The organism is Cryobacterium mannosilyticum, from assembly GCF_004402705.1.
Lineage (GTDB): Bacteria > Actinomycetota > Actinomycetes > Actinomycetales > Microbacteriaceae > Cryobacterium > Cryobacterium mannosilyticum.
On the sequence record NZ_SOFM01000011.1, the window covers coordinates 47,279 to 71,246 of the forward strand.

General features: G+C 68.3%; 23 protein-coding genes and 1 tRNA gene. 18 read left to right on the forward strand and 6 right to left on the reverse strand.

The genetic code is table 11. From position 1 onward, the window contains the following. Positions 1-36: 36 nt before the first annotated feature. The 4 genes from ileS to ndk are packed head-to-tail and all read left to right on the forward strand — an operon-like array spanning position 37 to position 5,603. A complete protein-coding gene (gene ileS / locus E3O32_RS05320; RefSeq protein ID WP_134507489.1) occupies positions 37-3,480 on the forward strand; it encodes an isoleucine--tRNA ligase in 3,444 nt (1,147 codons plus the stop codon). After that, complete coding sequence (locus E3O32_RS05325) at positions 3,473-4,849, forward strand: bifunctional folylpolyglutamate synthase/dihydrofolate synthase (RefSeq protein WP_134507490.1); 1,377 nt, start codon at positions 3,473-3,475, stop codon at positions 4,847-4,849. The genes ileS and E3O32_RS05325 overlap by 8 nt, the downstream gene beginning before the upstream one ends. Then, on the forward strand, positions 4,846-5,184 hold the full coding sequence (locus E3O32_RS05330) for a DUF4233 domain-containing protein (RefSeq protein ID WP_166790783.1): 339 nt from the start codon (positions 4,846-4,848) through the stop codon (positions 5,182-5,184). The genes E3O32_RS05325 and E3O32_RS05330 overlap by 4 nt, the downstream gene beginning before the upstream one ends. Beyond that, positions 5,181-5,603, forward strand: coding sequence for a nucleoside-diphosphate kinase (gene ndk, locus E3O32_RS05335; RefSeq protein WP_134507492.1), 423 nt, complete (start codon positions 5,181-5,183; stop codon positions 5,601-5,603). Before E3O32_RS05330 ends, ndk begins: the two co-directional genes overlap by 4 nt. A gap of 58 nt (positions 5,604-5,661) precedes the next feature. Here the strand turns inward: ndk and E3O32_RS05340 are convergent, their stop codons facing one another. Together E3O32_RS05340 and E3O32_RS05345 are read right to left on the reverse strand one after the other, a co-directional pair. Further along, a complete protein-coding gene (locus tag E3O32_RS05340; RefSeq protein WP_134507493.1) occupies positions 5,662-6,072 on the reverse strand; it encodes a PLD nuclease N-terminal domain-containing protein in 411 nt (136 codons plus the stop codon). A 169-nt stretch (positions 6,073-6,241) separates the two neighbouring features. Next, positions 6,242-6,841 (reverse strand): vitamin K epoxide reductase family protein, encoded by a 600-nt coding sequence (locus tag E3O32_RS05345; RefSeq protein WP_241974586.1) that lies wholly within the window; start codon positions 6,839-6,841, stop codon positions 6,242-6,244. Positions 6,842-7,119: 278 nt separating this feature from the next. Here E3O32_RS05345 and E3O32_RS05350 point away from each other — a divergent pair, with 278 nt between their 5' ends. Beyond that, on the forward strand, positions 7,120-9,813 hold the full coding sequence (locus tag E3O32_RS05350; protein ID WP_241974598.1) for an Rne/Rng family ribonuclease: 2,694 nt from the start codon (positions 7,120-7,122) through the stop codon (positions 9,811-9,813). 111 nt (positions 9,814-9,924) lie between these two features. Here E3O32_RS05350 and E3O32_RS05355 read toward each other — a convergent pair whose 3' ends face one another. Further along, a complete protein-coding gene (locus E3O32_RS05355) occupies positions 9,925-10,215 on the reverse strand; it encodes a DUF4031 domain-containing protein (protein WP_134507496.1) in 291 nt (96 codons plus the stop codon). Positions 10,216-10,413: 198 nt separating this feature from the next. On the opposite strand from E3O32_RS05355, the gene rplU reads away from it, so the two are divergent. The 13 genes from rplU to E3O32_RS05420 all read left to right on the forward strand — a co-directional run bounded on the left by rplU (position 10,414) and on the right by E3O32_RS05420 (position 20,010). Continuing rightward, the gene (rplU, locus tag E3O32_RS05360) at positions 10,414-10,722 is read left to right on the forward strand and encodes a 50S ribosomal protein L21 (RefSeq protein ID WP_134447928.1); all 309 of its coding nucleotides are present in this window, start codon (positions 10,414-10,416) and stop codon (positions 10,720-10,722) included. 19 nt (positions 10,723-10,741) lie between these two features. Beyond that, positions 10,742-10,999 (forward strand): 50S ribosomal protein L27, encoded by a 258-nt coding sequence (gene rpmA / locus E3O32_RS05365; protein WP_134507497.1) that lies wholly within the window; start codon positions 10,742-10,744, stop codon positions 10,997-10,999. Between the two features lie 77 nt (positions 11,000-11,076). After that, positions 11,077-12,654, forward strand: coding sequence for a GTPase ObgE (obgE, locus tag E3O32_RS05370; RefSeq protein ID WP_134507498.1), 1,578 nt, complete (start codon positions 11,077-11,079; stop codon positions 12,652-12,654). Next, positions 12,651-13,460: a glutamate 5-kinase gene (gene proB, locus E3O32_RS05375; protein WP_134507499.1), complete on the forward strand. Its 810-nt coding sequence runs from the start codon at positions 12,651-12,653 to the stop codon at positions 13,458-13,460. Before obgE ends, proB (E3O32_RS05375) begins: the two co-directional genes overlap by 4 nt. Positions 13,461-13,473: 13 nt before the next feature. Next, on the forward strand, positions 13,474-14,322 hold the full coding sequence (gene proB / locus E3O32_RS05380; RefSeq protein WP_134507500.1) for a glutamate 5-kinase: 849 nt from the start codon (positions 13,474-13,476) through the stop codon (positions 14,320-14,322). 9 nt (positions 14,323-14,331) lie between these two features. Next, the gene (locus E3O32_RS05385; protein WP_134507501.1) at positions 14,332-15,603 is read left to right on the forward strand and encodes a glutamate-5-semialdehyde dehydrogenase; all 1,272 of its coding nucleotides are present in this window, start codon (positions 14,332-14,334) and stop codon (positions 15,601-15,603) included. A 72-nt stretch (positions 15,604-15,675) separates the two neighbouring features. Then, entirely contained in the window at positions 15,676-15,876 is a 201-nt protein-coding gene (locus tag E3O32_RS05390) for a hypothetical protein (RefSeq protein WP_134507502.1), read from the forward strand. Positions 15,877-15,889: 13 nt separating this feature from the next. Further along, complete coding sequence (gene nadD, locus E3O32_RS05395) at positions 15,890-16,483, forward strand: nicotinate-nucleotide adenylyltransferase (protein WP_134507531.1); 594 nt, start codon at positions 15,890-15,892, stop codon at positions 16,481-16,483. Continuing rightward, positions 16,480-17,478, forward strand: a complete 999-nt coding sequence (locus E3O32_RS05400; RefSeq protein WP_134507503.1) for a hypothetical protein — start codon at positions 16,480-16,482, stop codon at positions 17,476-17,478. The genes nadD and E3O32_RS05400 overlap by 4 nt, the downstream gene beginning before the upstream one ends. A gap of 40 nt (positions 17,479-17,518) precedes the next feature. After that, positions 17,519-17,896 (forward strand): ribosome silencing factor, encoded by a 378-nt coding sequence (gene rsfS, locus E3O32_RS05405; protein ID WP_134507504.1) that lies wholly within the window; start codon positions 17,519-17,521, stop codon positions 17,894-17,896. An 87-nt stretch (positions 17,897-17,983) separates the two neighbouring features. Next, a tRNA-Ala gene (locus E3O32_RS05410) sits at positions 17,984-18,059 on the forward strand. A 138-nt stretch (positions 18,060-18,197) separates the two neighbouring features. Continuing rightward, positions 18,198-19,532 (forward strand): phosphoribosyltransferase, encoded by a 1,335-nt coding sequence (locus E3O32_RS05415; protein ID WP_134507505.1) that lies wholly within the window; start codon positions 18,198-18,200, stop codon positions 19,530-19,532. A gap of 73 nt (positions 19,533-19,605) precedes the next feature. Next, complete coding sequence (locus E3O32_RS05420; RefSeq protein ID WP_134507506.1) at positions 19,606-20,010, forward strand: YchJ family protein; 405 nt, start codon at positions 19,606-19,608, stop codon at positions 20,008-20,010. A gap of 25 nt (positions 20,011-20,035) precedes the next feature. On the opposite strand, the gene E3O32_RS05425 is transcribed toward E3O32_RS05420, so the two are convergent. The 3 genes from E3O32_RS05425 to E3O32_RS05435 form a co-directional block, all read right to left on the reverse strand. Next, the gene (locus E3O32_RS05425) at positions 20,036-20,689 is read right to left on the reverse strand and encodes an anaerobic ribonucleoside-triphosphate reductase activating protein (protein WP_134507507.1); all 654 of its coding nucleotides are present in this window, start codon (positions 20,687-20,689) and stop codon (positions 20,036-20,038) included. Next, positions 20,686-22,782, reverse strand: coding sequence for a ribonucleoside triphosphate reductase (locus tag E3O32_RS05430; RefSeq protein ID WP_134507508.1), 2,097 nt, complete (start codon positions 22,780-22,782; stop codon positions 20,686-20,688). The genes E3O32_RS05425 and E3O32_RS05430 overlap by 4 nt, the downstream gene beginning before the upstream one ends. A 255-nt stretch (positions 22,783-23,037) precedes the next feature. Then, on the reverse strand, positions 23,038-23,907 hold the full coding sequence (locus E3O32_RS05435) for an SDR family oxidoreductase (RefSeq protein ID WP_241974587.1): 870 nt from the start codon (positions 23,905-23,907) through the stop codon (positions 23,038-23,040). Positions 23,908-23,968 lie beyond the last annotated feature (61 nt).

Sequence of the window (23,968 nt, forward strand, 5' to 3'; positions counted from 1 at the left end):
AGGAGGCAGAAACTGCCCGACTCGTCCAGGAGAAGCATGACGTACCCCCAAGGTCAGCAATCAGGTTCGGCGGACCAGCAGTCCGGCTCGATCGTGCCGTCGCCGAACTTTCCCCAGATCGAAACCGAGGTGCTCTCGTTCTGGAAGGACGATGCCACCTTCCAGGCGTCGATCGACAACCGCGAAGGCGCGCCCGAGTGGGTCTTCTATGACGGCCCGCCGTTCGCCAACGGCCTGCCGCACTACGGCCACCTCCTGACCGGGTACGCGAAGGACCTGTTCCCGCGTTTCCAGACCATGCGCGGCAAGCAGGTGCACCGCCGGTTCGGCTGGGACACCCACGGGCTGCCGGCCGAGCTCGAGGCCGAGCGGGAGCTCGGCATCGTCGACAAGAGCGAGATCGAGAAGATGGGCATCGGCGCCTTCAACGCCGTCGCCCGCAGCTCCGTGCTCAAGTACACCAAGGTGTGGGAGGAGTACGTCACCCGCCAGGCCCGCTGGGTCGACTTCGAGAACGACTACAAGACCCTCGACATCACCTTCATGGAGTCCGTGATCTGGGCCTTCAAGCGGCTGCACGACAAGGGGCTCGCCTACGAGGGCTACCGGGTGCTGCCGTACTGCTGGCGCGACCAGACCCCGCTGTCCAACCATGAGCTGCGGATGGACGACGACGTCTACAAGATGCGCCAGGACCAGACGGTCACGGTCACCTTCCCGCTCGTCGGGGCGAAGGCGGAGGTGCTCGGCCTCACCGCCGTGCGTGCCCTCGCCTGGACGACGACCCCGTGGACCCTGCCGACCAACCTCGCCCTCGCCGTCGGCCCGCAGATCGTCTACGCCGTCGTGCCGGCCGGCCCGAACGGCACCCCGGACGCCACCGTGCTCCGCGAGGAGACCGGGCGAACGGATGCCTCGGCCGAGGTGCTCGGCGCCGAGTACCTGATCGCGATCGACCTCGTCGGCAACTACGCCAAGGACCTCGGCTACGAGTCCGCGGCCGACGCGACCGCGGCGATCGCCCGCACCGTGCTCGGCAGCGAACTCGAGGGCGTCTCCTACGACCGGCTCTTCGACTACTACGCGGACACCGCGGTGTGGGGCACCGGGAACGCCTGGACCATCGTCGTGGCGGACTACGTCACCACCGCGGACGGCACCGGCATCGTGCACCAGGCCCCGGCCTACGGTGAAGAGGACCAGCGGATCTGCGAGGCCGCGGGCATCCCGGTGATCATCTCCCTCGACGACGGCGGCAAGTTCCTGCCCGACGTGCCCGAGGTGGCCGGCCTGCTCTGGTCGGACGCGAACAAGCCGCTCACCCAGCTGCTCCGCGCCGAGGGACGCCTGCTCCGCCAGGCCAGCTACGAGCACTCCTACCCGCACTGCTGGCGTTGCCGCAACCCCCTCATCTACAAGGCCGTCTCCAGCTGGTTCGTGCGGGTCACCGACTTCCGGGACCGGATGGAGGTGCTCAACCAGGACATCAACTGGGTCCCGGAGAACGTTAAGGACGGCCAGTTCGGCAAGTGGATCGGCAACGCCCGCGACTGGTCGATCAGCCGCAACCGCTACTTCGGCTCGCCGATCCCGGTCTGGAAGAGCGACAACCCCGACTACCCGCGGATCGACGTCTACGGCTCGCTCGACGAGCTCGAGGCCGACTTCGGCGTGCGCCCGACCGACCTGCACCGCCCGTACATCGACGAGCTCACCCGGCCGAACCCCGACGACCCGACCGGCCAGTCCACCATGCGGCGCATCACGGATGTGCTCGACGTCTGGTTCGACTCCGGCTCGATGCCCTTCGCCCAGGTGCACTACCCGTTCGAGAACCGGGATTGGTTCGACAGCCACAACCCGGCCGACTTCATCGTCGAGTACATCGGGCAGACCCGCGGCTGGTTCTACATGCTGCACGTGCTCTCGACGGCGCTGTTCGACCGCCCCGCCTTCAAGAACGTCGTCAGCCACGGCATCGTGCTCGGCAACGACGGGCAGAAGATGTCGAAGTCCCTGCGCAACTACCCCGACGTGAACGAGGTGTTCGACCGGGACGGGTCGGATGCGATGCGCTGGTTCCTGATGAGCTCCTCCGTGCTGCGCGGCGGCAACCTCATCGTCACGGAGGAAGGCATCCGGGAGGGTGCCCGCCAGGTCATGCTCCCGCTCTGGAGCACCTGGTATTTCTTCTCCCTCTACGCCAACGCGTCCGGCGAGAACGGCTACGACGCCTGCTGGCGCACCGACTCCACCGACGTGCTCGACCGGTACCTGCTCGCCAAGACCCGCGCCCTGATCACGGACGTCACCGCCGACCTGGAGAACCTGGACAGCACTCTCGCGTCCGCCCGGCTCCGGGACTTCGCCGACGTGCTCACCAACTGGTACGTGCGCCGGTCGCGCGACCGTTTCTGGGCCGGCGCCGCGGCCTCGGGAACCAGCGGCTCCGAGGCCTTCGACACCCTGTACACCGTGCTCGAAACGCTCACCCGGGTTGCCGCGCCCCTGCTCCCGCTCGTCACCGAGCGCATCTGGCAGGGACTCACCGGCGGCCGCAGCGTGCACCTCGAGGACTGGCCCGACCCAGAACTTTTCCCTGCCGACGATGTGCTCGTCGCGGCCATGGACCAGGTGCGCACCATCAGTTCCACCGTGCTCTCCCTGCGCAAGCAGGCAGGCCTGCGCGTGCGCCTGCCGCTCGCGAACCTGACCGTGGTCACCACCGACACGGCGGCGATGGCCCCGTTCGAGGCCATCCTCCGCGACGAGCTCAACATCAAGAACGTGTCCCTCGTGGAGCTCGCGGCCGACAGCGCCACCGCCTACGGCGTCACCTCCCGGCTCAACGTGAACGCCCGGGCCGCAGGCCCCCGACTCGGCAAGCAGGTGCAACAGGTGATCAAGGCCGCCCGCGCCGGCGACTGGACCGAGACCGACGGCATCGTCACCGCCGGCGGGATCGAACTGGCCCCGGGGGAGTACGAGCTCGTGCTGCAGACCGGCGGCCCGTCCGCCGACGCGGGCCAGGGCGCCGAGTCCGGCGACACGACCGCGCTCGCCCTGCTGCAGGGCGGCGGATTCGTGCTGCTCGACACGACCACGACGGCCGAACTCGAGGCCGAGGGATTCGCCCGGGACCTGATCCGTGCGGTGCAGGATACCCGCAAGTCAGCCGGATTCGAGGTGAGCGACCGCATCCGCCTCGACCTGGTCTTCTTCGACGACCTGGACGCGGCCACCTTCGCCCTCGCCGCCGGCGTCGATGTGCCGGCCGAAACCCTGACCACCCGCTTCGCCACCCACCGGGCGAGCGACGCCGACGCCGAGCTGCTGGCCGCGACCCTGCCGTCGGAGTGGCTCGGCGACCTGGTCGGCGCCCCAGTCGAACACTACGTGCGCTTCGAAGCGGGGCAGTACGCCAACCGGGGTGCCGTGCTCGTCGCCGTCGCCAGAGAGAACGGACTCATCCATGTCTAAGTCCAGCCCCACAGCAGGCGACGCCGCGCGGGAGGCCGGCGACGCCGTCTACACGGCCCTGCTCGCCCGCGTCGGCGAAGGATCGCCGCGGCCCCGCCTCGAACCGACCAGGCGCGCCCTCGAACTGCTCGGCGACCCGCAGACCGTGTACCCGATCATCCATATCACCGGCACCAACGGCAAGACCAGCACCAGCCGGATCGCCGAGAGCCTGCTCCGCGCGTACGGCCTGCGCACCGGCCTGCTGATCAGCCCGCACCTCGTGCGGCTCAATGAGCGCATCGTGATCGACGGTGAGTCGATCGAGGACGAGGCCCTCGCCGCGAACTGGGACGACATCGCCCCCTACCTGCGGATGGTCGACGACGAGCTCACCTCCGCCGGCGACGAACCGCTCACCTTCTTCGAGGCGCTCACCGTTCTCGCGTTCGCCTGCTTCGCGGACGCTCCCGTCGACGTCGCCGTGATCGAGGTCGGCATGGGCGGCGAGTGGGACTCCACCAACGTCGCCGACGGGCAGGTCGCCGTGATCACGCCGATCGCCCTTGACCACACCAGGCGCCTCGGCGACACCATCGCGGAGATCGCCCGCACCAAGTCCGGGATCATCAAGCCCGCGGCATCCGTCGTCACGGCGAAGCAGGGCGAGCAGGCGCAGGCCGAACTCGAACGCGCCGTCGAACTGACCGAATCGACCCTGGCCAGTGAGGGCGAGGACTTCGCCCTGCTCGCCAGCCAGGTCGCCGTCGGCGGGCAGCTCATCTCGGTGCGCGGCCTGGCCGGCACCTATTCCGACCTGTTCCTGCCTCTCTACGGCACGCACCAGGCGCAGAACGCGGCCGTCGCGATCGCCGCCGTCGAATCGTTCATCGGCGCCGGCAGTCAGGAACTGGCCTACGACCTCGTCGAGGAGGGGCTCGCCTCCGCCACCTCGCCCGGCCGGCTGCAGCTGGTCGGCACCGACCCGACCGTGCTGGTGGATGCCGCGCACAACCCGCACGGCGCGGCCGCCCTCGCCGCGGCGCTGGATGCCTACTTCGACTTCGACGAGATCGTCGCCGTCGTCGGCATCCTGGCCGACAAGGACGCCGCCGGGATCATCGCGGCGCTCGAGCCCATCGTCGCCCGCTTCCACGTCACCGCGTCGCACTCCGAGCGGGCCATCCCCGTCGACGACCTCGCCGACCTGGTGGCGCGCACGGTCGGTGACGACACCACCATCCGGTTCGACGACCTCGCCCAGGCGCTCGAATCGGCCAGGGACTGGGCCGAGGAATCCCCGCGGCGCGCCGTCATCGTCACGGGGTCGATCACCCTCGTCGGTGAGGCGATCGCCCTGGCCGACGCCCGGGAATGGCTGGCGAAGTGAGCCGTCGCTCGGTGAAACGGTCGCTGGCCTCGATCGTGCTGGGCTTCGAGATCATCGTCGTCTTCCTCGCCGCGCTGGTCATCTTCGGCCTCGGCGCGCTGCCGGCGTGGCTCGCGCTCGGCGGGGGAGCGGCGCTCTGCCTGGCGATGGCCCTGGTGATCGGCCTGCTCGGCCGCGACTGGTCGTACTACGCCGGCTGGGCGATCCAGGCCATCGTCGTCGCGACGGGTTTCCTCAACCCCACGATGTTTTTCGTCGGCGCAATGTTCGCTGCCATGTGGACGTACTGCATGGTCGTCGGCACCAGATTAGACAACCAGAAGGAGAGCTCATGAGCACCCAGATCGAAGAAACCCTCGTATTGGTCAAGCCGGATGGCGTCGCCCGCAACCTGTCCGGTGAGATCCTGCGCCGGATCGAAGCAAAGGGATACTCCCTCGTCGACGTGAAGCTGGTCGAGCCCGAGCGGTCGCTGCTCGTGCAGCACTACGCAGAGCACGAGGGCAAGCCGTTCTTCGAACCGCTCGTCGAGTTCATGGAAAGCGGCGCCATCCTCGCCCTCCGGATCGCCGGCGAACGCGTGATCGAGGGCTTCCGCGCCCTCGCCGGGACGACCGACCCGACGACCGCGGCACCCGGTACCATCCGCGGCGACCTCGGCCGCGACTGGGGCGGAAAGGTGCAGCAGAACCTCGTTCACGGCTCCGACTCGCCCGAGTCCGCCGCCCGGGAGCTGGCCCTCTGGTTCGACTGACCGCCGGTTCGACTGACCGCCGGTTCGACTGACCGCCGGTTCGACTGATCGCCCGGGGCTACTCCAGGCTCTTCCGCCGGGCCTCGATCTCGGCTTCGAGGTTCCGGATCCTCGCCGCCTCCGCGTGGAACTCGATCTCCCGTTCGAGGTCGGCCAGCTCGTCCTCCGTGGAGCGGCTCGGAACACCGGTGTACTTCCCGCGTGAGGGTTCTCCCGGTCGGGGTTCGCCCGGCCGGGAGGGTCGCGCCTGGCTCCGGCGGGGGTCGCCGAACGTGCCCCGATCGATCGGAGCCGCATACTCCCGCCCGACGGCGAACCAGAGGATGCTGCCGATCACTGGAAGCAGGATGACGATCATGATCCACACCAGCTTCGGCAGATGCTGAACCTGGCCGTCCTGCCTGGTGATGATGTCGATGAGCGCACCGAGCAGCAGCAGGAAGAACACCGCGGAGATCAGCATGTACATGGGCGACAGTCTAGTGACCCTGGCGCGCTGAACGGGGGTCGATTTTGGTCGTTGATCAGGGGTCGAATCGGGCCTGCCGTGCCCCGCCGAACCGTGAGAGAAGTCGCCCTTTCCCGGGTGGAATACCTGCTTTTCTCACAGCTCGGCGGGGTGGGGGGTTCGAGGCAGGTCAGAGCCGGTGCAGGAAGTCCATCTGCACCTGGGCGATCGCCGCGGCGACCAGGTAGCAGCCGATCGTGATCACGACGATCCAGGAATAGGCGCCGGCGGCGAAGCGACGCACGGCGGCAGGTGCCGGCAGGTTCCCCTCCGTGAGGTTGTGCAGCGTGACGGCGAGGAAGACCGGAATGGTCACGACCCAGGTCACCATGCACCACGGGCAGAGCACGTCCAGCACGAAGAAGCTCTGGCCCATCAGCCAGACCACCAGTGCGATCGCGCCGGTGACTCCGACGTTGAGGCCGATCCAGAACCAGCGGGCGAATCGGGCACCGGCGAGGATGCCGGCCCCGATCGTGATCACGACGGTCCAGCCGATGAGGCCGATCAGCGGGTTCGGGAAGCCGAAGATCGCGCCCTGCCACGAGCCCAGGTTGGTGCTGCAGCCCACCAGCACACTGAAGTTGCAGGAGAGCTGGGCCTGGGGATCCTCGAGGATGTGGATCTTGTCGAGGGTGAGCAGGAAGGCCGCGGTCAGGGCGATCAAACCGCCGATGATGAGGAAGATTGCGAGCCCGACGGGGCGCTTGGACGTCTCGGGCTGGGGCACCTTCGGATTATGCCATGCGCCTCGCGCGTCTTCCTGAGAATGCATGCGATAATCGAAGAAGTCGCTTGAGCCGCGCTCAAGCCGATGCCAGAGAAGGCCTAATGGGCAGCGAAAGCCCAGATTCATTGGTCCCACGACCAAAGGTATTAGCAGCCAGAGCCAAGAGCCGGTTGCGAACGAAGAGGATTCCCGAGGCTTTTGCGCAAGCAAAAACCTCGCATGAGAGTAGCCGGATGGGTGGCGCGGTCGCCCAAAACCGGTCAAGGAGCGCACCAGTGATGGTGGAAGACAACGAAATCAAGAAGCGCAAAGGACTGTTCGGCGGTCGCAGGACCAGCCGACGGGCATCCGCGGCCGCACCAACCACGCCGGAGGTGGCCGCAGAGCCGCAGTCTGTTGTGACGGATGCCGCCCAGGCCGCTGAGGCGGCGGCGACCAACGCCGCGCCGACCCGCGCGACCAGGACCAGCACGGCGCGGACGAGCGCCGCGACCACCACCGATGGCCCGGCCGAATCGAACTCCGCTTTCGAGGCCCAGCCCCAGACCCCAGCGGAACAGGAACCCACCGTGGACCTCACCACCCCGCCCGTCGAACAGCCCGAGGTGCGACGCCCGTCGACTTCGCTCCTCTTCCAGGCGCCGAACATCCTCCCGCTCCCGGCCCGCACCGCTGCGCGCCAGGGAACCGCCCGCCAGGACGGCTTCCGCCAGGACAACTTCCGCCAGGACAACCTCCGCCAGGACGGCTTCCGCCAGGACCAGGACGACGACGGCGATGAAGCGTCGACCGTGCGCCGCCGGGCCCGCCGCCGCACCGGCGACGAAGGACGCTCCGGCTCAGACGACCCGGCGAACACCGTCGTGCGGGTGCGCACCCCGCGCGAACCCGAACTGATCACCGAGCCCCAGCGGATCAAGGGCTCCACCCGGCTCGAGGCCAAGAAGCAGCGCCGTCGCGATGGTCGCGATGCCGGCCGCCGCCGCCCCGTGATCACGGAGGCCGAGTTCCTCGCCCGCCGTGAGGCCGTCGACCGGGTCATGGTCGTGCGCGCCAAGCACAACAAGATCCAGATCGGCGTCCTCGAAGACGGCGTTCTCGTCGAGCACTACGTGGCGAAGAACCAGGATGCGTCGCTGATCGGCAACGTCTACCTCGGCCGGGTGCAGAACGTGCTCCCCAGCATGGAAGCCGCGTTCGTCGACATCGGCCGCGGCCGCAACGCCGTGTTGTACTCCGGTGAGGTCGACTGGGATGCCGCCGCTGAGAACTCGGGCAACAGCAGCCAGGCCCGCCGGATCGAACTGGCGCTGAAGCCGGGCGACAAGGTGCTCGTGCAGGTGACAAAGGACCCGATCGGCCACAAGGGCGCGCGCCTGACCAGCCAGGTCTCGCTCCCGGGCCGCTACCTCGTCTACGTGCCCAACGGTTCGATGAACGGGATCAGCCGCAAGCTGCCCGACACCGAGCGTGCCCGGCTGAAGAAGATCCTCAAGGAGGTTCTCCCCGACAATGTGGGCGTCATCGTGCGCACCGCTGCCGAGGGTGCCACCGACGAGCAGCTCACCCTCGACGTGAACCGTCTCACCACGCAGTGGGCGTCCATCGCCAAGCAGGTCGACACGGTCCAGGCGCCGGCCCTGCTGCACAGCGAGCCCGACCTGCTGATCAAGATCGTGCGGGATGTCTTCAACGAGGACTTCCAGAAGATGGTCATCTCCGGCGACGACTCGCGCGAGATCATCGAGGCCTACCTGCGCCAGGTGGCCCCCGACCTGGTCGAGCGCGTCGAACGCTATGAGGGCGACGTCGACGCCTTCGACGAATACCGCATCTCCGAGCAGATCGAGAAGGCCCTCGACCGCAAGGTCTGGCTGCCGTCGGGCGGATCCCTCGTGATCGACCGCACCGAGGCCATGACGGTCGTCGACGTCAACACGGGCAAGTTCGTCGGCTCCGGCGGCAACCTGGAAGAGACCGTCACCAAGAACAACCTCGAAGCGGCCGAGGAGATCGTGCGCCAGCTGCGCCTGCGCGACATCGGCGGCATCATCGTCGTCGACTTCATCGATATGGTGCTCGAGACCAACCGGGACCTCGTGCTCCGGCGCATGCTCGAATGCCTCAGCCGCGACCGCACCAAGCACCAGGTGGCCGAGGTCACCTCGCTGGGTCTCGTGCAGATGACCCGCAAGAAGCTCGGTCTCGGACTTCTCGAATCGTTCAGCGAGAACTGCGAAGCCTGCGCCGGCCGGGGAATCATCATCCACCACGACCCGGTCGTCAAACACCGCCAGACCGCGCAGCCCGCCATGGAGCGTCGCCCGCGCAGCAAATCGGGCGGCAACGGCGGCAACGGGGACGCCGGCAGCCGCGGCGGCGACAACGGCCATCGGGGCGGCAACGACAACGGTCACCGCGGAGCCGGCGCGCAGCAGTCGGAGCCGGCCAAGTCCACTGTCGGCACGCACGGGATCACCGAGGACGCCAAGCACGCCCTCGCGCTGATCGCGGCGCGTACCATCACCCGATCGCTGACCGGTTCCATCGCCGTCGTCCCGGCCATGGAGGCCAACCCGATCGCGGCGGCGGTCGACGCGGCTGCTGTCGAGACGGCTGCGGGCGACGCGGCAGTGACCGAGACGGCGATGACCGAGACGGCGATGGCCGAGACGGCGACGTCTGCCCCGGTCACGGCCGGCGAAGCGGAGGCGGCGGCATCCGCGCCCCTGATCGACGACGCCTCGGAGTCGGTGGCGATCCTCGACATCCCGCTGAAGAAGTCCCCGCGCAGCCGGCGCACGGTCAGCAAGCAGGTCACCGACCAGCTCCTCGACTCCGTGCTCGAGGCTCTCCCCGAGCCCAAACAGCCCGGCCAGGGTCGTTCGCGCAGCCGCCGTGTCACCACCGCCGGCGGCTCGACCGCCACGGTGCAGCCCATCGTGACCCCCGGGCACGACGCTCAGCAGTAGCGGTTCCGCCCCAGGCGACCGATGGAGACCCGGCTTCGGCCCGGCCTTCATCGGTCGCCTATTTTTAACGGGCTCCGACGGGTGCGGGCTGCGGGAGCGGGGCGCCGACGGCTAGGAGCCCGGGTGCTCCGGACGGGTCGCGCGGTCCCTTTTCGTCACTCTGAGCCCGCTGGCCCGCAGGCGCAGCACCAGCTCCCGGTTGCCGACCGGATGCGCCCCAGCGGCCACCAGGACGTCGTAGAGGCGCGCGGGCACGTCATAATGATCCAGGTCGAATCCGCGCCGGGGGATCTCGTTGGCGGCCGCGAAGGCGTGCAATTCGTCCAGCGAGGTGTCGCTGACCAGATGGGACCAGACGGTACCGTGGGCGGGCCACATCGGACGGTCGATCAATACGGTCATCACCAGATTCTATGTTCCCGGTTCGGTTTGACCGGGGCAGGAGGATCAGCTAAAGTCGATTGTTGGTGTGCGATGGGCCTGAGCCCGCGCGGTCACCAAGGTTTTCTGACAGCGACGAGCCGACTTGGCCCGTTCAACGCAGTAACTTTCCATCTTAGGAATCGGGGCCTCACGGCTCCCCAGAGTTAGGTACGTAACGTGGTTTACGCAGTTGTGCGCGCCGGTGGGCGGCAGGAGAAGGTAGAGGTCGGGACCATCGTCACGATGGACCGAATCAAGGCTGATAAGGACGGCAACGTCGAGCTGGCCGCCGTGCTTCTCGTCGACGGCGACAAGATCACCTCTGACTCGAAGTCGCTGGCCAAGGTCACGGTTACCGCCGAGGTCCTCAACGACCTCCGTGGTCCGAAGATCGTCATCCAGAAATTCAAGAACAAGACCGGGTACAAGAAGCGTCAGGGGCACCGTCAGGAGCTCACACGCGTTCAGGTCACCGGCATCGCCTAAGGCCTGAGGAGAAGAACAGATGGCACACAAAAAAGGTGCGAGTTCCACTCGCAACGGTCGCGACTCCAATGCTCAGCGCCTCGGCGTGAAGCGTTTCGGTGGTCAGGTTGTCAGCGCGGGCGAGATCATCGTTCGTCAGCGCGGCACGCACTTCCACCCCGGCGTCAACGTCGGCCGCGGTGGAGACGACACGCTCTTCGCCCTGGAGTCCGGCTCGGTTGAGTTCGGCGCCAAGGGCGGCCGCAAGGTCGTCAACATCGTGGTGGCTGCCGCGTAGGCATCCACAACTCTTGAACGTCAGGGCGGGCCTTTGGCTCGCCCTGACGTGTTTTCGCCACCTGAAAGGGGCACCCCATGGCCACATTCGTTGACCACGTCACGCTGCACCTGAGAGCGGGCAACGGAGGGAACGGCTGTGTCTCCGTCAAGCGGGAGAAGTTCAAGCCCCTCGCCGGCCCCGACGGCGGAAACGGCGGAAACGGCGGCGACATCGTGCTCGTGGCCGACCCCCAGGTGACCACGCTGCTCGGCTACCACCGTTCGCCGCACCGCAGCTCCTCCAACGGCGGCCCCGGCATGGGCGACCACCGCGCCGGCTACGCCAGCGACCTGATGGAGCTGTCCGTGCCGCTGGGCACCGTCGTCAAGGACGCCGAAGGCAATGAACTCGCCGACATGACGGAACCCGGCTTCCGCATCGTCGTCGCGCCCGGCGGCCAGGGCGGGCTCGGCAACGCAGCCCTCGCCTCGACCAAGCGCAAGGCGCCCGGTTTCGCACTCCTCGGCACCTACGGCTGGGAAGGCGACATCCAGCTCGAGCTCAAGACCGTGGCGGATGTGGCGCTCGTCGGCTACCCGTCGGCCGGCAAGTCCAGCCTGATCGCGGCGATCTCGGCCGCACGTCCCAAGATCGCCGACTACCCCTTCACCACCCTGCACCCCAACCTCGGCGTCGTCGACGCCGGCGAGGTGCGGTACACCGTCGCCGACGTTCCCGGCCTGATCGAGGGCGCCAGCGAGGGCAAGGGGCTCGGGCTCGAATTCCTGCGTCACGTCGAGCGCTGCACCGCGCTGCTGCACATCCTCGACTGCGCCACCCTCGACCCCGACCGCGACCCGCTCAGCGACCTCGACGTCATCCTCGGCGAGCTGGCGGCCTACCCGGTCCCCGAAGGCCAGAAGCCGCTGCTCGACCGGCCGCAGCTCGTCGCGCTGAACAAGATCGACGTGCCGGAAGCCCGCGAACTCGCGGACTTCGTCAAGGGCGACCTCGAGGCGCGCGGGTACCGCGTGTTCGAGATCTCCACGGTCAGCCACGAGGGCCTTCGCGCGCTCAACTACGCGCTGGCCGAGGTCGTCGAAGCCGGCCGGGTCGAGGCAGCGGCGACGCAGGCGGCCAAGCCGCGCATCGTCATCCGCCCCAAGGCCGTCGACGACAGCGGTTTCGTCGTCAAGGTCGAGGGTGGCTCGTTCGGCAACATCTACCGGATCATCGGCACCAAGCCTGAACGCTGGGTGCAGCAGACCGACTTCACCAACGATGAAGCGGTCGGGTTCCTCGCCGATCGGCTGGCCAAGCTCGGGATCGAGAACGAACTGTTCAAGGCCGGCGCCATCGCCGGGTCGACGGTCATCATCGGCCCCGGCAACGGCGTCGTCTTCGACTGGGAGCCCACGCTCACGTCGACGGCCGAGCTGATCACCGCGCCCCGCGGAACGGACACCCGGCTCGACGACTCCAAGCGCCGCACGAGCAACGAACGTCGCGAGGAGTACTTCGGGCGGATGGACGCCAAGGCGGCCGCCCGCGCCGAACTCATCCGCGAACGCGAAGCCGGCATGTGGTCCACCGGCGAAGAGGAATTCAACGGCGACGTGACCGGCGACGGTTCAATCCCGGTGAAGGGAAAGCAGGAAGGCGAGTCCGAATGAGCGCCAGAGCCCGCGCCCAGGTGTCCTCCGCGCGCCGGATCGTGGTGAAGGTCGGCTCCTCCTCGATCAGCGGTGACAACGCCGACCAGATCGCACCGCTGATCGAAGCCCTCGCCGAGACGCACGGGCGCGGCGTCGAGGTGGTCCTGGTGTCCTCAGGGGCCGTCGCGAGCGGGATGAGCCACCTGAACCTCGACGGGCGACCGAGCGACCTGGCCACCCAGCAGGCGGCCGCCTCCGTGGGGCAGAACGTGCTCACCGCCCGCTACCAGGAGACCCTCGACCGGCACGGCATCGCCGCGGGGCAGGTGCTGCTCACCGAGGGAGACCTCCTCAACGAGCCGCACCGCAGCAACACCCGCCGTGCGGTGAACCGGCTCCTCGACCTCCGGATCATGCCGATCGTCAACGAGAACGACACCGTGGCCACCTACGGCCTGCGGTTCGGCGACAATGACCGCCTCGCGGCCATGCTGTCCGTGCTCATCCGGGCCGACCTGCTGCTGCTGCTCAGCGATGTCGACTCGCTCTACACCAAGCCCCCGCACCTGCCCGGCGCCGAACGGATCGACCACATCGGCTTCGACGAAGAACTCGCCGGCATGGAATTCGGGGCGACCAAGGCGGCGGGCGGCGTCGGAACCGGCGGCGCCAACACCAAGGTGAAGGCGGCCCGGCTGGCCGCGTCCGCCGGCACCGCGGTGCTCGTGACCGCGACCGGACTCGCCGCGGATGCCCTCCGCGGCGAGGAGGTCGGCACCTGGTTCGAGCCGATGCCCACGGCGCCCGGGCGCGCGCTCCTGTGACCCGGGCCGGGGAATGAGCGTGCTCGCACGGAATGAGATCGCATCGGCGGCGCGCATCGTCGTCAAGGTCGGGTCCTCGTCGATCAGCGGCGAGAACGCGGGCCAGATCGCCCCGCTGGTCGACGCCCTCGCCACGGCCCATGGGCGCGGAGCGGAAATCGTGCTCGTGTCCTCCGGAGCCATTGCCACCGGGATGCCCTACCTTCAGCTCGACGAACGGCCCACCGACCTCGCCACCCAGCAGGCCGCGGCATCCGTCGGTCAGAACCTGCTGATTTTCCGCTACCAGGACAGCCTCGATCGGTACGACATCGTCGCCGGCCAGGTGCTCCTCACGGCGGGCGACCTCGAGAACCCGTCACACCGCAGCAACGCGCACCGGGCCATGGACCGGCTGCTCGGGCTGCGCATCCTGCCGATCGTCAATGAGAACGACACCGTCGCGACCCACGAGATCCGGTTCGGCGACAACGACCGGCTCGCGGCCCTCGTCGCCACGCTGATCAAGGCCGACCTGCTCGTGCTGCTCAGCGACGTCGACGCGCTCTACACCCGTCCGCCGCACCTGCCGGGTGCCGAGCCGATCTCGCACGTCGGCGCCGGCGACCGGCTGCCCGGCGTCGAATTCGGCGCAAGCCGTTCCGGCGTGGGCACCGGGGGTGCGGGCACCAAGGTGTCGGCGGCCCGGATCGCGGCCGACGCCGGCACCGCAGTCCTGGTCACCTCGACAGCGCTGGTCGCCGAGGCCCTCCGCGGTGACCTGGTCGGAACCTGGTTCGAACCGAGCGCCGGCGCGCCCACCCTGCGGCCCGGCAGCCCTGCCCGGCAGACCACCCAGCCGTCCGGCAGCCCCGTCGCGTAAACTGCCGGGATGTCCTCACAGACCCTGACCGACACTGTCCAACTCACGCCCATCCTCGAGGCGTCCCGGCGGGCGGCGGTTGACCTCGCCGCCGCGCCGACCCAGGTGAAGAACCGGGCGCTGGCCGCGGTGTCCGCCGCGCTGCGCGGGAACGTCCCCGACATCCTCACCGCCAACCGCGCCGACCTGGCCGCCGGCCGCGAGAACGGCCTGTCCGGCGGGATGCTCGACCGCCTCATGCTGGACGAGGCCCGGATCGAAGGACTCGCCGCCGCCGTCGAGCAGATCGCCCTGCTCACCGACCCGATCGGCGAGGTGGTGCGGGGGAGAAGCCTGCCCAACGGCATCAGGATCAGCCAGGTGCGGGTGCCCTTCGGCGTGGTCGGGGTCATCTATGAGGCCAGGCCCAACGTCACCGTCGACATCGCCGCGATCGCGCTCAAGAGCGGCAACGCCGTCGTACTCCGCGGCGGATCCGCCGCGGAGAATACCAACCGGGTCCTGGTCGGCCTGTTGCAGCAGGCGATCGGTTCGTCCGGGCTTCCCGCGGAGTCGGTGCAGACGATCGACCCCTTCGGGCGCGAGGGCGCCACCCTGCTGATGCAGGCCCGCGGCCACGTCGACGTGCTCATCCCCCGGGGAAGTGCCGGCCTGATCCAGGCGGTCGTGAACCAGTCGAAGGTGCCCGTGATCGAGACCGGGGCGGGAGTCGTGCACATCTTCCTCGACGAGAGCGCCAACGCAGACTGGGCGGTGGAGATCGTGCACAACTCGAAGGTGCAGCGGCCCAGCGTCTGCAACGCCCTCGAAACCCTCCTCGTGCACCGGGATGCCGCCGCACGGCTGCTCCCCGGCGTGCTGGCGAAGCTCGCCGCATCCGGCGTCACGGTCCACGGGGACGCGCGGGTGCGGGAGATCTTCCCGGCCGCGGTGCCGGCGACCGAGGAAGACTGGGGCACCGAATACATGGGCCTCGAGGTCTCCGTGGCCGTGGTCGACTCGCTCGATGACGCGATCGCGCACATCCGCCGCTACTCGACCGGGCACACCGAATCGATCATCACCAACGACGTCGTCAACGCCGAGCGGTTCCTGGCCGAGGTCGACTCCGCCGCCGTCATGGTCAACGCCTCCACCCGGTTCACCGATGGCGGCGAATTCGGATTCGGTGCCGAAGTGGGCATTTCGACCCAGAAACTGCACGCCAGGGGGCCGATGGGCCTGCCGGAACTGACCAGCACCAAATGGATCGTGCGTGGCTCGGGCCAGGTGCGCGCGTAGGCCCCGCTAGAATACTGTCGGAGTCGTCCGCTCTTGCCGGGCACCCCTGAACCGCCTCTGAATGGAGAACCCATGTCGTTCCTGAACGTAGTGCTCGCGCAGGCCGAACAGGTCGCCTTGCCCATGCCGACGTTCGTCTACGGCCTGATCGCCCTCGTGACCTTCGCCGCCCTCGGCGTCGTCGTCTGGTCGTACCGTGACGTGGCGAACCGCCACCAGGCCAAGGCGAAGGCATACGCCGACGCTCACGGCGGCGCCCGCGCCGGCCACTGAGGCTGACGTTTCGATGCCGGAGCGCCGTCTGAGAATCGGTGTGATGGGCGGCACCTTCGACCCGATCCACCACGGGCACCTCGTGGCCGCGAGCGAGGTCGCGCAGAGCTTCGACCTCGACGAGGTGATCTTCGTGCCGACCGGCCAGCCGTGGCAGAAGCCCGATGTGACGGTCAGTGAACACCGTTACCTGATGACGGTCATCGCGACGGCGTCGAATCCGCGCTTCACGGTGAGCCGGGTCGACATCGACCGCACCGGACCCACCTACACGATCGACACGCTCCGCGACCTGCACGCCCAGCGCCCGGACGCCGAGCTCTTCTTCATCACCGGCGCGGACGCGATCCGTCAGATCCTGAGCTGGAAAGACGTCCAGGAGCTCTGGGACCTCGCCCACTTCGTGGCTGTGAGTCGTCCGGGACATGAGCTCAGCGTTTCGGGATTGCCGAACCAGGACGTAAGCTTGTTGGAAGTTCCGGCTTTGGCTATCTCGTCCACAGACTGCCGGGCACGTGTGAACCGGGGATTCCCGGTCTGGTATCTGGTCCCCGATGGGGTTGTCCAGTACATCTCAAAGCATCATCTGTATCGGAGTGTGGCATGACGTTGGGTAATGACCCACAGCCACTGACGCGTCGTCAAGCGCGCGAGTTGGCCCAGGGGCACGAGCCTGCCTCGGCAGACCAGCAGCATTCGTCGACCCACATTCCCACGCACTCGTCCGGCACCACGCCGGTGCGACCCCCGGCCCCGGTCACGCCCGCCGCCGTCACACCGGACACCGAGCCCGCTGCCGCATCCGTTTTCGCGCCGCCGGCGACGAAGTCCGGCTGGGCCGGCGCGGTGAGCGCCCCGCGCCAGCCCGTCCCCGAACGAACCCTGACCCGCCGTGAACTGCGCTCCCTGCAGCTGGCCCAGGGCCACGACGACGAATCGGGCCCGTCCGAGCCGGCCCCGGTCGAGTTGTCCGCAGCCGAGACCCCCGTCGTCGAGGCGACGCAGGTCAAAGCGAAGCAGGCCGTGCCCGTCGAGTTCCTCGTCGAATCGAAGACCTCTTCCACGTCCTCTGCCCGGGCCCGCCCCGGGGTGCTCCACCCGCCGGTCGGTCACTGGTCCCTCGATCGTGACGAAGACGACGGTTCCTTTCCCGGCGGATCACCGATCGAGCCGTTCGACCAGCTGATGAGCCGCGGGATCAGCGCCGGCGGAATCCCCACGACCACCAACGCCCTCATCCTGCCGTCGATCCCGCACCAGGGCACGACCTCCGGACCGTTGACCAGCACCGGCGAGATCATGATCACCGGGTCGATCGACCTGCCGCGCAGTCTCGGCTCAACGGGCGCGCATCCGAACCTGTTCGATTCCGCCGAAATGGACCACATGCTCGACCAGCTCGATGAGAGCGGTCACCACAGCGACGTCGCCCCGGTGAGTGCCAGCCGCGCTGTCAGCACCCACGCCTCGACCAGGGGCGTGATGGCGCCGCCGGCCAAGCGCGGGGTGACGCTTCCCACCGTCCTGACGATCACCGTCGGCGTGCTCGCCCTCGGCGTTGTTGCGCTGTTCATTGCCGGCTACGTTCTCAAGATCTTCTAATGCCACTTCATTCGCTTTCACTAACTCAGGGATTCATTCGATGACCGCTTCTGCCCATGCTCTCGAGCTCCTCAAGCTGGCCGCTGCCGCCGCAGACTCGAAAGCGGGGGAGGACCTCGTCGCGATCGACGTCTCGAACCCCCTTCCGCTTGCCGACATCTTCCTGATCGTCACGGGGCGCTCAGAGCGCAACGTCGTGGCCATCGCCGGCGAGATCGAAGACAAGCTCACCGAGGCCGGCCACAAGCCCCTGCGTCGCGAGGGCCGCGCCGAGGGCCGTTGGATCCTCGTCGACTTCGGAGACCTCGTCGTCCATGTCTTCCACGAGGAAGAACGCGTCTACTACTCCCTCGAGCGTCTCTGGAAGGACTGCCCCGTCATTCCGATCGAGCTGCCCGCCCACAAGGTCCAGGAGTAGCAGTTGGTACTCAACAGGCTGGGGATGTAGTAGCCTAGAGAAGTTGTTTCGGGCCGGAAGAAATGGAATCCGGCCGAAGCACAATCTGGGTCCGTGGCGCAGCTGGTAGCGCACCTGCATGGCATGCAGGGGGTCAGGGGTTCGAATCCCCTCGGATCCACCAAAACCGTTTGACGAAGAAGACCCGCTCACTGAGCGGGTCTTTTTTTTCACGGTCCGGCCGGCCCCTGTCGGGGAGCCCCGGTCGGGGGGATGATGTGCGGGAGCACAATCATCCGCTCGATCAAGGAGGTTCCGGACGATGGTCGTCTTCGCCGATCGCGTCGATGCGGGTCGCCAACTCGCCGAACGCCTTCTCCACCTGCGTGACCGGGATGTGGTCGTGCTCGGTCTGCCGCGCGGCGGTGTTCCCGTCGCGTTCGAGGTCGCCGAGGCCCTCCACGCGCCGCTCGACGTGATCGTGGTCCGCAAGCTCGGGGTTCCGTACCAACCCGAACTCGCCATGGGGGCGATCGGCGAAGGCGGCGCCCGCGTGCTCAACACGGAGGTGCTCTCTCTCACCGGCGTGACCGCTGAGGAGCTCCGCACCGTGGAACGTCGAGAGCGGACACTGCTGGACGAGCGGGTGGGCGGCCTCAGACTGGGCCGGGAGCGGGTGGATCTGACGGGGCGCACCGTTGTCATCGTCGACGACGGCATCGCCACGGGCTCCACCGCCCGCGTGGCCTGTGAGGTGGCCCGTCACCTCGGCGCGGCGACGGTGATCATGGCCGCGCCGGTGGTGCCGGCGGAGACGGTCGGAAATCTTCCGGGGGCCGACGAGGTCGTCTGCGTCCTGGCTCCGCACCGGCTGGTCGCCGTCGGGAACCACTACCGGGACTTCTCCGCGACCAGCGACGAGGAGGTCGTGGTGCTGCTGGATGCGGCAGCCCGGCGGATGCGCAACGGCCGGGTCGTGGTCGACGACCTGGATCGCGACGTCGAGATCCCCGCTGACGGCGTGCTGGTGGAGGGCCATCTGCGCTTGCCCCAGGGCGCCACGGGGATCGTGGTCTTCGCACACGGCAGCGGCAGCAGCCGGCACAGCCCGCGCAACCAGTTCGTCGCGGAGGTGCTGCTCCGAGCCGGCCTGGGGACCCTGCTCCTGGACCTCCTCACGGCCGACGAGGAGACTGACCGATCCAACGTCTTCGACATCGGACTGCTCGCGAACCGGCTGACCGCGGCAACCGCGTGGTTGCGGCACCTCCCTGAGACGTCACAGTGCCGGATCGGGTACTTCGGAGCGAGCACCGGCGCGGGCGCTGCGCTCTGGGCGGCGGCGGAGCCGGCCAGCGACATCTCGGCCGTCGTCTCCCGTGGAGGACGACCCGACCTGGCCGGCGCCCGGCTGCCAGTCGTACAGGCCCCGACCCTGCTGATCGTGGGCGGAGCGGACGAAGCCGTGCTCGAGCTCAACCGGCAGGCCCAGGCCCGCCTGCACTGCCGCAGCCGACTCACGGTCGTGGACGGAGCCACGCACCTGTTCGAGGAACCGGGCACCCTCGCCGCCGCCGCCAACCTGGCCACCGACTGGTTCTCCCGCTACCTCCTCCCGGAGCGGGGCGAGAACGGGGACGACCCGACCGGGTTCTGAGGCCGCCCCGGAGCGTCACGGATGCCGCGGCATCCGTTTGGACCACCGCCGGGTCGTGGCCGATAATGGGGCTGTGCCGACCCCTGAACCGACAGCCCTCCGACCAGGGCCCTGCCCGTGCCAGAGCGGCGACTCCTACCTCGGCTGCTGCGGGCCGCTCCACGACGGCCTCTCGGTCGCTCCCACCGCCGAACGGCTGATGCGCTCCCGGTACAGCGCCTTCGCGGTCGGCGACGTCGGCTACCTGCTCTCGACCTGGCATCCGAGCACCCGGCCCGACGAATTCGAACTGGACGCCACCCTCATCTGGACGCGCCTCGACATCGAACGGACCGAGCGCGGGGGACCGTTCGACACCGACGGGGTGGTGGAATTCACGGCGCAGTGCCGCGCCGACGGCATCCGCAGCCGACAGCATGAGGTGAGCCGCTTTGTGCGGGTGGATCGCCGCTGGCTCTACCTGGACGCAGCGGACTGACCTGGCGCCCGGCCGGACCGGCCGATCACGCGAAGTGGGCGGCCAGGCGCTCTGCGTATTCCGGTCGAGCGCCCTCTGAACGCACCGTCTGGATGACGTGCTCGTCCACGCCCAGGGCGCTGAGGATGCCGGTGAGCCCGGCCACGTCCTCGTCCGACATGATCATCGGGTCCACCGTGGTGCGCACCTGCAGGTCCACCGGGGAATCCAACGCGACCCGGAGGCAGGCGAAGGCCTTGGCCGCCGCGGACTGCACCCCGGTGACTGCGCCGTAGAGCCGCTCGGGCGCCTTGATGTCGAGGCCGACCCAGTCGCAGAGCGGAAGCACCTCGGCGAACCGTTTCGGGTAGGGACCGGCGGTGTGCATCCCGACTCCGAAACCGAGCTCCTTCACTTCACGCATCGCCGCGGCCAGGCCGGCCTGACGGGTCGGCTCCCCACCGGAGAAGACGACGCCGTCGAGCAGGCCGTGACGTTTGGCGAGGAGCTCGCGCACCTGCTGCCAGGCGAGCGTTCCCGGCGTGCGCGGGTCGAGCAGTTCAGGGTTGTGACAGTAGGTGCAGGCCAGGGGACAACCCTGGAGGAACACCGTTGCCACGAGCTTGCCCGGCCAGTCACAGGTGGACAGGCTGACCAGCCCCGCAATCTGCAGGTCGTCCGCGCACGCCGGCGTGCTCATCGGGCCATCGCGGCTTCGACGAAGTGGGTGCGCTCGGCGTGCTCGCCCTTCTTGCCGATGTTGAACGAACTGACCGGGCGGAAGTACCCCATCACCCGGGTCCAGACCTCGCACGGACCTCCGCAGGTCGTGCAGGTCGGGTGCTCGCCGGCCAGGTAGCCGTGGTCAGGGCAGATCGAGAACGTCGGCGTGACCGTGATGTACGGCAGCCGGTGCGTCGACAGACTGCGCTTGACCAGCTCGCGGCAGGCCGCGGCAGTGGAGAGCTTCTCCGACATGTACAGGTGCAGAACGGTGCCGCCGGTGTACTTGGTCTGCAGCTCGTCCTGACGGTCGAGGGCATCGAACGGGTCGTCGGTGAAGCCGACCGGCAGCTGCGAGGAGTTCGTGTAGAACGGGTTCGCGACGGTGCCGGCCTGCAGGATCGACGGGAAGCGTTTCTTGTCCTCCTTGGCGAACCGGTAGGTCGTGCCCTCGGCCGGGGTGGCCTCCAGGTTGTACATGTTGCCGGTGGCCTCCTGGAACTCGATCATGCGGGTGCGCACGTGGTCGAGCAGGCGCACGGCGACCCCGTGGCCCTCCTCGCTGGTGATGTCGTGCGCGTCGTCGGTGAGGTTGCGGATCATCTCGTTGATGCCGTTGACGCCGATGGTGGAGAAGTGATTGCGCAGGCCCGCGCCGAGGTAACGCTTCGTGTACGGGAAGAGCCCGTCGACGATGAGCTGGTCGATCACCGTTCGCTTGAGTTCGAGGGAGTCCCGGGCCAGGTCGAGCAGGCGGTCGAGGTCGGCCAGCAGCCCGGCCTCGTCGCCGCGGTGCACGAAGCCGAGGCGTGCGCAGTTGATGGTGACGACGCCGAGCGAGCCGGTCTGCTCCGCGGAGCCGAACAGCCCGTTGCCGCGTTTGAGCAGCTCGCGCATGTCCAGTTGCAGGCGGCAGCACATCGACCGGATCTGGTTCGGCTTGAGCTCGGAGTTGATGAAGTTCTGGAAGTAGGGGGTGCCGTACTTCGCGGTCATCTCGAACAACCGGTCGGCGTTCTCGGATTCCCAGTCGAAGTCCTCGGTGATGTTGTAGGTGGGGATCGGGAACGTGAACACCCGGCCGCTGGCATCCCCGGCCGTCATCACGTCGATGTAGGCGCGGTTGATCACGGCCATCTCCTCGGCGAGCTCGCCGTAGGCGAAGGACTGTTCGACGCCGCCGATCACGGGCACCTGTTCGCGCAGGTCCTCGGGGCAGACCCAGTCGAAGGTGAGGTTGGTGAACGGGGTCTGGGTGCCCCAGCGGGAGGGCACGTTGAGGTTGTAGATGAGCTCCTGGATGCCCTGGCGGACCTCGGCGTAGCTGAGCTTGTCGATCCGTACGAACGGCGCCATGTAGGTGTCGAAGGAGCTGAACGCCTGGGCTCCGGCCCATTCGTTCTGCATGGTGCCGAGGAAGTTGACGATCTGGCCGATCGCGGAGGAGAAGTGCTTCGGGGGAGTCGATTCGACCTTGTCCGGCACTCCGTTGAGTCCTTCTTCGAGCAGCACGCGCAGCGACCAGCCGGCACAGTAGCCGGCGAGCATGTCGAGGTCGTGGATGTGCAGTTCGCCCTCGCGGTGGGCCTTGCCGATCTCAGGGGAATAGACGTTGGAGAGCCAGTAATTGGCGACGACTTTGCCGGCCGTGTTCAGGATGAGGCCGCCGAGGGAGTACCCCTGGTTCGCGTTGGCGTTGACCCGCCAGTCGGAGCGGTCGAGGTACTCGTTGATCGACGTGCTCACGTCGACCGTGGTGCGGGTGACGTCGCGTTCGCGTGCGTGCTGGTCCCGGTAGGCGATGTAGGCCCGGGCGGTGGCGGCATAATTCTTGGCGAGCAGGGTCTGTTCGACGAGGTCCTGCACCTGTTCGACGGTCGGGTAGGCCCGGCCCAGGTCTGCGAGCGCCACGACGACGGTGTTCGTGACGAGGTCGGCGTCGTCATCCGACATTTCTCCCGACGCGGTTCCGGCGCTGTTGATGGCGGCACGGATGCGCTGGGCATCGAACGGTGCGGTTGCGCCGGTGCGCTTGATGATGCCTAAGGGAGAAATGGTTTGTGGTGTCATTCGAGGCGTTCCTTGGATTGTGGCCGACATCCGGATGATGGGGGCCGTTGAATCACCACCATACGCCCGAGCACCATATGTAGTGGTCGGCCCGCGCCGTGCAACTGCATGTAGTGGTTGGGTCGGATACTTAGTGCCCAATGTTTTCCAGTCGACCGCGGGCGGGCAGCCTTCGAAAATGTTGTCAGACCACATTGGGCGATCGCGGTGCCACGGGCGAGTCGCGGCTGCTCCGCCGGCCGCGGGGCCCGTCGATCAGTCGACGCCGAGTTGGACGAGGTGCGCGCTTTCCTGCCAGAGCCGGGAGGCCGTGGCCTCGTCGTAGCTGCGCCGAGAGGATCGGCGGGCCCCGCGGCCGGCGAAGAACTGCCCGGTCGACCGCGCGAGACCGGGAGCGGAGGCCACACGGATCGATACCGCGGCACCGGCGGCCGGGGTTTTCATGAACGGCCGCAGGAGCGGGACCAGCAGCCGCTGGGCGCGGGCCGGGTCTTCGCCGCCGAACGACGTGTTCACGACGCCGGGGTGCAGTGCGTTGGCGGTGACGAGCCCGTCCGGCAGCCGCCTGGCCAGTTCGTAGGTGAACAGGAGGTTGGCGAGTTTCGACTGGTTGTACGCCCGCGCCCCGGAGTAGTCCCGGGCGCCCTGCAGATCGTCGAAGCGGATCCGGCCCATCGCCTGCGCGTTGGAGGAGACGGTCACCACCCGTGCCGGGCCGCTCCGTCTGAGCCGGTCGAGAAGGAGGTTGGTGAGCAGGAACGGCGCCAGGTGATTGAGGGCGAAGGTGCGCTCGAGCCCGTCGGCGGTGAGGTGGCGGGTGTTCCAGTAGCCACCGACGTTGTTGACCAGCACGTCGATCCGGGGAAGGGCCAGGAGAGCCTCGTCGGCCAGCCGGCGCACCTCGGCCTGGGAGGAGAGGTCCGCGACGAACGCCGTCACCCTGCCGCCCGCGGCCCCGCGGATCTCCCGGGCCGCGTCCTCGGCTCGGCCGCGGTCCCGCCCGGTGATGGCGACATGCGCCCCCAGCCTGGCCAGGCCGAGGGCGGTTGCCCTGCCGATGCCGGCCGTGCCCCCGGTGATCAGGACCGTTCGACCGGACATCGGCTTCTCGGGGTTTGTTTCCATGGTCGTGCTCCTTCTCGTGGTTGTCGGGTTGTCAGGGGTCCTGGTCGGATGCCGGGGAGCC